The following is a 10,933-nucleotide window of genomic DNA, read 5'->3' on the forward strand; positions in this document are numbered from 1 at the left end:
CGGTGTCGGGACGTGCCCACGGCGGCGCGCGATCGACGCGGCCCCGACCTACATTGGACCTACGTCACCGTCGACCGCCCGGGAGCCCGCCATGTCGGTCACCCATACCCTCGAGACCGATGTCCTGCGGCGGCAGGACCCGGAGCTGGCCGAGATCCTGCACGGGGAACTGGCGCGGCAGTCGACGACGCTGCAGCTGATCGCCGCCGAGAACTTCACCTCGTCGGCCGTGCTCGCCGCCCTCGGCTCACCGCTCGCCAACAAGTACGCCGAGGGCTACCCCGGCGCCCGGTACCACGGCGGCTGCGAACTGGTCGACGTCGCCGAACGCCTCGCGGTCGAGCGGGCCAAGGCGCTCTTCGGTGCCCAGCACGCCAACGTCCAGCCCCACTCGGGCTCCTCGGCGGTCCTGGCCGCCTACGCCGCCCTGCTGCGCCCCGGAGACACCGTCCTGGCCCTCGGGCTGCCCTACGGCGGCCATCTCACCCACGGCTCGCCCGCGAACTTCTCCGGCCGCTGGTTCGACTTCGTCGGGTACGGCGTCGACGCCGAGACCGGGCTCATCGACCACGACCAGGTGCGCCACCTGGCCCGCAATCACCGGCCCAAGGCCATCGTGTGCGGCTCGATCGCCTACCCCCGCCACCTCGACTACGCCTTCTTCCGCGAGGTGGCCGACGAGGTCGGGGCGTATCTGATCGCGGACGCCGCGCACCCGATCGGGCTGGTCGCCGGGGGAGCGGCGCCCAACCCGGTGCCGTACGCCGACGTGGTGTGCGCCACCACCCACAAGGTGCTGCGCGGCCCGCGCGGCGGAATGATCCTGTGCGGCGGCGAGCTGGCCGAGCGTGTCGACCGGGCTGTGTTCCCTTTCACCCAGGGCGGCGCGCAGATGCACACCATCGCCGCCAAGGCCGTCGCGTTCGGCGAGGCGGCAACACCGGCGTTCGGCGTGTACGCCCATCAGGTGGTCGCCAATGCGAGGGTTCTCGCGGCCCAGCTGGCCGCCGAGGGCCTCGCGGTCACCACCGGCGGCACGGACACCCACCTGATCACCACCGACCCGGCCCCGCTCGGCATGGACGGGCGCACCGCGCGCGGCCGGCTGGCCGCGGCCGGGTTCGTCCTGGACTGCTGTGTGCTGCCGCACGGCGACGGGCGCGGGCTGCGCCTGGGGACGGCCGCGGTGACCACACAGGGCATGGGGGAGGCGGAGATGGTCAAGATCGCCGCGCTGCTGGCCTCGGTCCTGCGGGGCGGGACGGAACCGGCCGGGGCACGGGAGGAGGTGCGTGAGCTGGCCGGTAGATTTCCGCCTTATCCCGGCTGAGCGAGGGTAGGCGCACAGCCGTACACCCCGGTGTGCACCGACGTGCACAGCCATCCGTGCAACCATCATCGCTACCCGGAAGTCCTCATCCATATGCGTCGCTCGCTAGGGTGGTGGGCTGTGATGGCCAGCGAGACCTGTGGGGAAGCCCGTGCGTGAATACCTGCTGACGCTCTGCATCACGGCCGCGGTGACGTATCTGCTGACAGGGCCGGTACGGAAGTTCGCGATCGTGGCGGGAGCCATGCCGGAGATCCGGGCACGTGACGTGCACCGGGAGCCCACTCCGCGCCTCGGCGGGATCGCCATGTTCTTCGGCCTGTGTGCCGGTCTGCTGGTCGCGGACCACCTCACGAACCTCAACCAGGTCTTCGCCAGATCCAACGAGCCACGGGCGCTGCTCTCCGGGGCCGCGCTGATCTGGCTGATCGGTGTCCTGGACGACAAGTTCGAGATCGACGCGCTGATCAAGCTGGGCGGCCAGATGATCGCCGCGGGCGTCATGGTCATGCAGGGTCTGACGATCCTGTGGCTGCCCATCCCGGGCGTCGGCAACGTGGCGCTGACCCAGTGGCAGGGCACGCTGCTCACGGTCGCCCTGGTCGTCATCACGATCAACGCGGTGAACTTCGTCGACGGTCTGGACGGCCTGGCCGCGGGCATGGTGTGCATCGCGGCGGCGGCGTTCTTCCTGTACTCGTACCGGATCTGGTACTCGTACGGCATCGAGGCCGCCGCTCCGGCGACCCTGTTCGCGGCGATCCTGATGGGTATGTGTCTGGGCTTCCTGCCGCACAACATGCACCCGGCGCGGATCTTCATGGGCGACTCGGGCTCGATGCTGATCGGGCTGGTGCTGGCCGCGGGTGCGATCTCCATCACGGGGCAGGTCGACCCGGACGCGCTGGCCCTCTTCACGGGCTCGGAGAAGGCGGCGGTGCACCAGACGGTGCCGGTCTACATCCCGCTGCTGCTCCCGCTGACGATCATCGCCGTACCGGCGGCGGACCTGGTGCTGGCCATCGTGCGTCGCACCTGGCGCGGCCAGTCCCCGTTCGCGGCCGACCGGGGCCATCTGCACCACCGGCTGCTGGAGATCGGCCACTCGCACAGCCGGGCCGTGCTGATCATGTACTTCTGGTCGGCGCTGATCGCCTTCGGTGCCCTGGCGTACTCGGTGAACTCGGCGTCGATGTGGATCGTGCTGGGCGTGGTCTTCCTCAGCGCGGTCGGCCTGGTCCTGCTCCTGCTGCCCCGCTTCACGCCGCGTGCTCCCAGGTGGGCGGAGCGCTTCGTGCCGCCGCGGTACCGCAGGCGGCGGGCGGTGCCCGCGCCCGATGCCGCGGTGCCGGCGGGCGGCGCGGTGCGCGAGTGCCACGGGTCCACCGCGCTCCGGGACCAGGCGCTGGTGCCGGACCGGGGTGCCGAGGCCGACGCGCGGTAGTCCGGGAGGGGTCCGAACGGTGATGCCGGGCCCCGCGCCACCTCTTCGGCGGCGTGGGGCCCGGCATCGTTGTCATCCAGGGTGTCTGCTGTCGTTCCTCACTCCGGCTCCGCGGAGAGCCAGCCGATCTGGACCGCCTTGGCGCCGGCCTGGAAGCGGCTGCGGGCGTCCAGCCTTGTCATCAGGGTGTTGGCGATCCGGCGTGCGGTGCGCGGCGAGATGCCGAGCCGCTTGGCGATCGTCTCGTCGGTGTGGCCCTCGTAGAGGAACTTCAGGGCCTGGCTCTCCTGCGGTGTGAGCCCCCGCTCGTCGGGCTCGGGCAGGGCGCTCAGCGGGGTCGCGGTGGACCAGACGCTCTCGAAGAGGGCGCACAGCGCGGTCAGGGTGCCCTCTCCGGTGATGACCACGGCTCCGTCGCTGGAGCTCTCCGCGTTGGCGGATATGACGGCGCAGGTGCGGTCGGTGATGATCAGCCGTACCGGCAGGGAGGGGGCCGTACGTACCGCTCCGCCCCGCTCCGCGAGCCATTCGGCGTACGCCTGGGTGTGCGGGCTGTTGCGCACGCTGTCCAGGTAGACGGTGCGCATCCGCACCCCGCGGTCGAGGAGCTCCTGGTCGAGGGGCTTCGCCGCGCGCAGGCTCGCCTCCGAGTGGGCGCCGTTCGGCGCGAAGCACAGGACCTCGTCGCGGACCTTGCGGGTCATCGACGCCAGCTGCTCCCGCACGGCCTCGACGCCGGACAGGAAATTGGTGCCCGTGGCGGCCGCCTGGAGGCGCATGTCCGCGTACTGGGCCATGAGTTCCGCCGCCGCCGCTCTGGACGCCTCGACTCTGGATTGGTGAACTGCCAATTCCGCTTGCTGTCTCGCCAGCAGGATCTCCAGCCCGAGATCCGGGGACACCGCGCGCGGAATTCCGGATTCCGCATTCTGTGGGCGGATCAGCGCCAGTTCGCTCAGCAGGTCGAGGCTGTCACGGATTTCCTGCTCGGGCAGACCGGTCAGCCCGGCGAGGGTCGCTGTTCCCGCCTCGGGATTGGCGAGCATGGACCTGTACACCGCTTCAGCCTTGGTGTCGAGGCCCAGCAGCTCCAGCATCGGTGAATCTCCTTGCGGCGATCGTTACGGCCATTTGATCATGGCACGGGAGTGCCGCGTTGCGGTAGCCAATAGAGGCTGGCCGCTTTGTTCCATGGCCGAAAGCGGCGAGGGCGCAGGGTTGTTCGGGTGGCCGGACAGCCGAAAAGGTCGTGACATGCACCTCATTCACGTTCAAATGTGTTCCTCTCCTCCGCTCGGGGTTCCCGGCGGGCTCGTCGACTGGCTGCTGGCCGCGAGCGAGCCGGCCGACGCCCTGGAGCACGTCAGTGTCCACGCCCTCTCCGACGGGGCTCTCACCCTGGGGTTCTTCCACGTCACACCCAGGCTGCGCGATGCCGAGCGCGGGGCGCTCCGCCTGTCCCGCCGGGCGGTGGACGAGGGTCCGCTGCGGGGTTACGCGCTGCAGTCATGCGGTGGTGTGCTCGTCCCGCGCTACCACGACGCGTTCATCGGCGAGCCCGGTGACGACGATCCATGGGTGGCATGCACCCGTCATTAGTGCTGGACGGAACCGGACGGGGACGCTTCCGTCCAGCGGTAAACCCTTCAGATGTCCCTGACGGCACGCAAGAGTGAAGTCACGTCAGCAAAGACCTGACCCGGCAAACAGCCGGGACTTCATGACGGGGGAATTTCATGAACCGCACCGTTCACCGTGCCGTGACCGTTATCGCCACGCTCTTCGCCCTCCTCGGTATCGGGGCCGCCGCCGCTTCCGCGGATGAGCAGGCCCCGCCCGCCGCCGTGGTTTCCGGTGTCACGGGAGTGCACCTCCCGGTCGACCCGAGCGACTCCATGGTGTGGGACTGAATTCAGGAATCATGTATTCCGTTCACGCCGAGAGGGGGCCTCGAAATCGCATGTCGCCGATCGCACACCGAGATATCGGCACCATCGTCAGGAATGCGCGCGTCCGGCGGGGAGTCAGCCAGCGCGCGGTAGCGGAGAGATCGGGGCTCAGCCTGCGCACGCTCCGCGAGATAGAACAGGGCCGCGTACGCGCACCCCGGGCCAGCTCCCTGCAGCGGCTCGCCGAAGTCCTCGACGAGCCCGTGCTGTTCCCCGAGCCCGTGCCGGTCCCGTCGGACCCCGCCGCGCACGCCGCCCATGAACCGCTCGCCCTGCAGATCCTCGGCAGGCTCTCGGTTCGCCGGGGGCCGGCCGAGGTGACGGCGGGCACCCCGAAGCAGCAGAGCCTGCTGGGCCTGCTGGCGCTGCGGGTGAACCAGCCCGTCGACCGCGACGAGATCACCAACGTCCTGTGGGGCGACGACATACCCGACTCCTTCGGGCAGCTGATCCACACGTACGTCTACCGCATACGCCAGCTGCTGGAGACGCACACGGGCGACGAGGCGCCGCCCGCCCTGCTCATGCGCCGCTCCAACGGCTACGAACTGCTCGTCTCCGAGGAGGACCAGCTGGACCTGCTCCGGTTCCGCCGGTGTGCCCGGCTGGCCGGGCAGGCCCGGGAGGCGGAGCAGCCGGAGCGTGAGATCGCCCTGCTCGAGGAGGCCCTGACGCTGTGGCGCGGGCCCGTGCTGGAGGGCATGGGGCCCGGGCTCACGGACCATCCGGTCGCCGCGGAGGCCCGCAACCAGCGGGTCACCTCGGCGCTGCGGCTGGCCGACCTGGTCCTGCCGCAGGCGCGGTACGAGGAGGTCATCGACCACCTCGGACCCATCGCCCGGGACCACCGCCTGCACGAGGGCGTGCACGCACGGCTCGTGACCGCACTGGCCGGTTCGGGCCAACGGGCGGCCGCGCTGGAGATGTTCGCCGCCGTCGACCGGCGGCTGCGCAACTACAGCGGCATCGGCGCGGGCGACGAACTGCGCCAGGCCCAGTCGGCCATCCTGCGCACGGACGAGGAGGCGGCGCCCCGCCCCGCGGCCCGCCGCAGCGCGGGGGAACCGGTCCGCCCCTTCCACATGCCGCCCGGCATCCGCGACTACGTGGACCGGCCGGAACAGCAGCGGATCCTGCACCACCTCACCGGGCGCGGACCACAGGTGGCCTTCGGCGCCGCGCCCATCGCCGCGCTGTACGGACCCGTCGGCGTGGGCAAGTCCATCCTGGCCGCCCGGGTGGCGGCCTCCTCCCGGCCCACGTTCCGCGACGGCGTGCTGCACGGGGAGCTGCGCACGGGCGCGCCCGAGGAGGTGCGGCTGCTGCTGGGCCGCTTCCTCACCGCGCTGGGCCTGCCGGCCGAGTCCGTGCCCGAGTCGCTTCCGGCCCGCAGCGCCCTCTACCGGGGCCTGCTGGGCAAGCGGCAGTTGCTCGTCGTCCTCGACGACGCACCGGGGGAGCAGGCCGTCCGGCCGTTCGTGCCGGGCGGGGTCAGCAGCGCGCTGCTCGTGTGCAGCCGGGAGCCGCTGTCCGGTCTTGAGGGCGCGCGGCACTTCCGGATCACCCCGTTCGACGCCGACCAGGCGGCCGCCCTGCTGGCGTCCGTCATCGGGGAGGGTCGGGTGAGCGCCGAACGCGGCGCGGCCGACCGCATCACCCGGCTGTGCGGCGGGCTGCCGCTGGCCGTACGGGTCGCCGGCATGCGGCTGGCGGCACGTCCGCACTGGCCGCTGTCCCGGCTGGCGGAGCGCCTGGAGGACCCGGGGCAGCGGCTCGGCGAGCTGGTCACCGGCGATCTGGACGTGGCCGCCCGGATCGCCCGAGCCCTGCCGGAGGCCGGGACCCGACTGGGCGACGCCGTGTCCGAACTGGTCGGCAGCGCCGGGTCGTTCACCATCGCCGCCACGGTGGGGCTGCTCGGCTGCTCCCCGCGGGAGGCGGAGGACGTCCTGGAGGCCCTGGTGGACCGGCAGGTCCTGGAGGGTCCGGCCCGCTCCGGCGGGGAGTACGCCTTCCTGCCCCTGACCCGGCTGGCCGCGCTGGCCAGGGATTAGGGCCGCTGAGCGGTCTCGGGGGCGTGCCCCACTTCCCCGAGACCGCTCAGCTCAGCCGCACAGCTCCTTCACCCGGGCCACCAGGTCCGCCTCGGTCTCCCCCTCGGCGGGGACCGGGGCGACCTCCAGGTGGGTCACACCGGCCTCGCGGTAGGCGGCGATGCGGTCCTTCACGTAGGACTCGGGGCCGCACAGCGTGGTGGCCTCCAGCAGGGCGTCCGGCACCGCGGCCGCGGCCGCCCGGCGCTCGCCGCGCAGGAACAGGGACTGGACGGTTTCGGCCTCGCGGCGGAAGCCGTAGCGGCAGACCAGGTCGTAGTAGAAGTTGCGGCCGGGCGCTCCCATGCCGCCGATGAACAGCGCGAGCCGGTCCCGCGCCCGCTCGCGGTGCCGGGCGGCGTCGTCGCCGATGGCCAGCAGGCCGCCCGCGGAGATCATCAGCGGGGCCCGCCCGGGTTCGCGGGCCGCGGCCCCGGCCCTGAGGTCCTCGCCCCAGACGCGGTCGCACCACTCCGGCACGAAGAACATGGGCAGCCACCCGTCGGCCGTCTCCGCGGTCATCCGCACGTTGCGCGGGCCGAGGGCGGCCACCCACACCGGGACCTCCGGCCGCGTCGGCGGGGTCAGCAGCCGCATGGGGGTACCCAGCCCGGTCGCGCCGGGGGTGTCGGCGGGCAGCGGGAGCCGGACCGTGGAGCCGTCGTAGGAGACCGGCTCGGCGCGCCGCCAGAACGCGCGCATCACCTCGATGGTCTCCCGGGTGCGCTCCACCGGGGACCGGTAGGGCACCCCGTGCATCCCCTCCACGACCTGCGGACCGGAGGCGCCCAGGCCGAGATGGGCGCGGCCCTCGGAGAGGGCGTCGACCCCGGCGGCCGTCATCGCGAGCAGGGCGGGCGTACGGGTGTAGACCGACAGGATTCCGGAGCCGATCTCCACCCGGCTGGTGCGGGCGGCGATCGCGCCCATGAAGCTGGGTGCGTCGAACCCGTACGCCTCGGGCACCCAGATCAGGTCGAGGCCGGCCCGTTCGAGCGCGGTGACGTCACGGGCGGCCCGGACGATGTCGCCGTCGTAGCGCAGCTGCATCGAGATCTTCATGCTGTCCTCGCGTCCTCGTGTGTGTCCGTCCCGGCTCAGCCGCGGGCCGCGGCGACCGGACGGGCCGTCAGGGGGCGGATCAGGCCGGCCAGGACCAGTTCGCGGACCCGGAAGCGCTGCACCTTCCCGGAGGAGGTGAGCGGCAGGTCCGTGGCGAGGTACAGGGCGGCGGGCACCATGTGCGGGGGCAGCCGGCGCACGCACTCGGCGAGCACCTGTCCGGCGTCGGGCTCCGGTCCGTCGGCGGCGCGCTGCAGGACGGCCGCCACGACCTCGCCGTACTTGTCGTCCGGGACACCGACGACGACGGCGTCGCGGACCCCGGGCACCGTGCACAGCAGTTCCTCGATGGCGGCGGGCGATATGTTCTCGCCGCCCCGGATGATCAGGTCGTCGAGGCGTCCGGCGACGCGCAGGGTGCCGTCCGCGGCCATCGAGCCGAGGTCCCCGGTGTGCAGCCAGCCGTCCGCGTCGACCTTGCGGGCGGTGGCCTCCTCGTCGCCGTGGTAGCCGAGCATCTGCTGGTACCCGCGGGCACAGATCTCGCCCTGGACGCCGAGCGGCCGCACCACCCCGGTGCCCGGCTCCACGATCCGTACCTCGGCGTGCGGCAGCGGCCGGCCCACCGTGGTGGTCTTCAGCTCGGCGGAGTCCCCGGGCCGGGTCAGGGTCAGGACGGAGGCCGTCTCGGTCTGCCCGTACAGGTTGAAGACCGTCGTGGAGAACAACTCCTCGGTCGCGCGGATGAGCTGGGCGCGCACCGGGGCGGCACCGGTGAGCACCGCCGAGAGGGTCGGCAGCGGTCCCGGGGCGGCGGCGGCCACCTCGCACAGGGAGGTGAGCACCGTCGGCACGCTGGTGAGCAGGGCGCCCGAGTGCTCCCGCAGCGTCTCGAGCAGGGCCAGCGGGTGGAAGCGCTCCAGCAGGACGAACGTGCCGCCGCTCCACAGCGGCCCCAGGGTGGAGATGACACAGCCCGCGGTGTGGAACATCGGCAGCGGGGAGACCACGGTGACACCGCGCGGGACGCCGAGCCCCTCGAAGGTGAGGCGGGCGACGTTGACGACCGCGCGGTGGGAGAGCAGGACCGCCTTGGGCGTCCCGGTGGTTCCCGAGGTGAACTGCAGCTGGGCCGGGACCGCGCGGACCTCCTCGTCCGAGGGCAGCGGACCGCTCGCCCGGAGCGTGTCCCACGCCCCGAGGGGGACGATGTGCCGCAGGCCGGGCAGTCGCGGTTCGACCTCGTGGACGACCGCGGCCATGTCGTGGTCGCGGCTGCGCTCGGCGTGCAGCAGCAGCTCGGCGCCGGAGGCGCGCAGCGCGTGCTCCAGGCCCTCCGCGCGCAGCGCCGGGTTCAGCGTCACCAGGGTCACGCCGGCCAGCGCGGCGGCGTAGGCGAACACGGGCCAGCGGGCCACGTTCGGCGCCCATACGGCCACCTTGGCGCCCACCTCCACGCGGCGCAGCAGGCCCGCCGCGACGGACTCCGCCTCCGCGAGCAGTTCGCGGTAGGTCCACTGCTGGCGGGGCCCGTCGCCGTCGGGCACGCCCACCAGGGCGACGGTGTCCCCGTGGGCCGCCGCGGCCTCGCGCAGCAGCGCGCCGACGGACCGGTCGAAGAGGGGGACGGAGCGGTCCGCGGGCCAGGACGACTCAGCGGGCATGAACGGGCTCCTTCGGACGAGGGCGGCCGCATTCGGCCAGGACGGCGAACATTCTCGGAAAACAAACGGCCGTCACGGGGAAAGGGGCAGAAGGAAATCCAGGCTGTTTCCAGTTCCGTGTTTCTTCAGGTGCTTTACGGTGCAGCGACCGAACTGCTCGGAAAAGCTTGGGAGTTCTTCATGACGCGGAATCTGGCGGGCGCCTGGCCCGGATTGTCGGGGCTGCGGGTACTGGATCTTTCCCGGTTGCTGCCCGGGGGATTCGCGACGCTGACGATGGCCGATCTGGGCGCCGACGTCGTCAAGGTCGAGGACCCGCAACTCGGCGACTACGGGCGGCTCGTGGACCCGGACGCCTTCGCCGCGCTGAACCGCAACAAACGGTCGGTCGTGCTCGACCTGCGGACCGAGGACGGGCGCGCGGACCTGCTGCGGCTGGTGCGGGACAGCGACGTCGTCGTGGAGTCGTACCGGCCCGGCGTGCTGGACGGGATGGGCCTCGGCTACGACCGGCTGCGGGAGGCCAATCCGCGGATCGTGCTCTGCTCGATCACCGGCTTCGGGCAGACCGGGCCGTACGCGCGGCGGCCGGGTCACGACCTCAACTTCCTCGCCCTGTCCGGGTTCTTCGCCGTACCGCATCGCACCACGGGCCGCGCCGACCGGGTGGGCGTGCGGGTGGCGGACCTGGCCGGCGCGATGTACGCCGCGTACGCCACCGTCGTCGCCGCCTTCGCGGCCCGCACCACGGGCGAGGGCCAGCACCTCGACGTCTCCCTGCACGAGGCGGCCGCGGCCTGGAGCGGGCCGTTCGCGCTGCCGCTGCTCGAGCGGGCCGAGCCCGTGGACAGCCCGCTGGTCACCGGGGACAACGACGTGTTCACGGTGGCCGACGGCCGCCGGATCACCCTCGCCACCTTCGAGGACAAGTTCTGGCTGGCCTTCCGGCACGCCCTGGCACCGGAGTTCCCCGAGCTGGACGACGACTCCTGGGACCGGCGCCCCGCCCGCACCCGGGCCAAGCACCAGGTGGCGGAGCTGCTGGCCGGCGTGTTCGCGCAGCGTGACTTCGCCTGGTGGACCTCGGTCCTGTCCGGCCTCGACATCCCCTGGGCGCCGGTCTACGAGTCCGCCGAGGAGCTGCTGGCGGACCCGCACACGGCCGAGCGGGAGCTGGTGGGCACACTGCCGGGCTCCGCCGCCGACCGGCCGCGCCGCCAGGTGCGGTTCCCGGTGCGGTTCGGCGCGGGCCTCGACTCGCTGCGCGGCGCGGCTCCCGCGCACGGTGAGCACACGGCCGAGGTGCTGGGCCGACGGCCGGAGGCGGCCGAGGGGGAGTGAGCGGAGCGAAGGGGCCGGCGCCGTCCGTGTGGCGGCACCGGCCCCTTCGG

Annotated in this window: 9 protein-coding genes; 6 read left to right on the top strand and 3 right to left on the bottom strand. The window is 72.6% G+C overall.

Going from position 1 to position 10,933, the window contains the following annotated elements:
• Positions 1-91: 91 nt before the first annotated feature.
• A complete protein-coding gene (gene glyA, locus ACIF83_RS15095) occupies positions 92-1,330 on the top strand; it encodes a serine hydroxymethyltransferase (protein ID WP_398137543.1) in 1,239 nt (412 codons plus the stop codon).
• Positions 1,331-1,481: 151 nt separating this feature from the next.
• On the top strand, positions 1,482-2,774 hold the full coding sequence (locus ACIF83_RS15100) for an MraY family glycosyltransferase (RefSeq protein ID WP_393469389.1): 1,293 nt from the start codon (positions 1,482-1,484) through the stop codon (positions 2,772-2,774).
• A 98-nt stretch (positions 2,775-2,872) separates the two neighbouring features.
• Here ACIF83_RS15100 and ACIF83_RS15105 read toward each other — a convergent pair whose 3' ends face one another.
• Positions 2,873-3,871, bottom strand: a complete 999-nt coding sequence (locus ACIF83_RS15105; RefSeq protein WP_393469392.1) for a LuxR C-terminal-related transcriptional regulator — start codon at positions 3,869-3,871, stop codon at positions 2,873-2,875.
• Positions 3,872-4,049: 178 nt separating this feature from the next.
• Between ACIF83_RS15105 and ACIF83_RS15110 the strand changes: the two genes are divergently transcribed.
• The 3 genes from ACIF83_RS15110 (at position 4,050) to ACIF83_RS15120 (ending at position 6,777) form a co-directional block, all read left to right on the top strand.
• Positions 4,050-4,373 (top strand): hypothetical protein, encoded by a 324-nt coding sequence (locus tag ACIF83_RS15110; RefSeq protein WP_399726945.1) that lies wholly within the window; start codon positions 4,050-4,052, stop codon positions 4,371-4,373.
• A gap of 137 nt (positions 4,374-4,510) precedes the next feature.
• Positions 4,511-4,684 carry a hypothetical protein gene (locus ACIF83_RS15115; RefSeq protein ID WP_398137542.1) on the top strand — a complete coding sequence of 58 codons (174 nt, stop codon included), beginning with the start codon at positions 4,511-4,513 and terminating at the stop codon, positions 4,682-4,684.
• A gap of 50 nt (positions 4,685-4,734) precedes the next feature.
• Entirely contained in the window at positions 4,735-6,777 is a 2,043-nt protein-coding gene (locus ACIF83_RS15120) for a BTAD domain-containing putative transcriptional regulator (RefSeq protein ID WP_399726948.1), read from the top strand.
• A 51-nt stretch (positions 6,778-6,828) separates the two neighbouring features.
• Here the strand turns inward: ACIF83_RS15120 and ACIF83_RS15125 are convergent, their stop codons facing one another.
• Together ACIF83_RS15125 and ACIF83_RS15130 are read right to left on the bottom strand one after the other, a co-directional pair.
• On the bottom strand, positions 6,829-7,878 hold the full coding sequence (locus tag ACIF83_RS15125) for an LLM class F420-dependent oxidoreductase (RefSeq protein WP_399726951.1): 1,050 nt from the start codon (positions 7,876-7,878) through the stop codon (positions 6,829-6,831).
• 35 nt (positions 7,879-7,913) lie between these two features.
• Positions 7,914-9,542, bottom strand: a complete 1,629-nt coding sequence (locus ACIF83_RS15130) for a class I adenylate-forming enzyme family protein (RefSeq protein WP_399726954.1) — start codon at positions 9,540-9,542, stop codon at positions 7,914-7,916.
• Between the two features lie 180 nt (positions 9,543-9,722).
• Between ACIF83_RS15130 and ACIF83_RS15135 the strand changes: the two genes are divergently transcribed.
• The gene (locus tag ACIF83_RS15135) at positions 9,723-10,883 is read left to right on the top strand and encodes a CaiB/BaiF CoA transferase family protein (protein ID WP_393469409.1); all 1,161 of its coding nucleotides are present in this window, start codon (positions 9,723-9,725) and stop codon (positions 10,881-10,883) included.
• The last annotated feature ends 50 nt before the right edge of the window (positions 10,884-10,933 follow it).

This window comes from Streptomyces sp. NPDC085866 (genome assembly GCF_044541035.1).
In the GTDB taxonomy this organism is placed as follows: domain Bacteria; phylum Actinomycetota; class Actinomycetes; order Streptomycetales; family Streptomycetaceae; genus Streptomyces.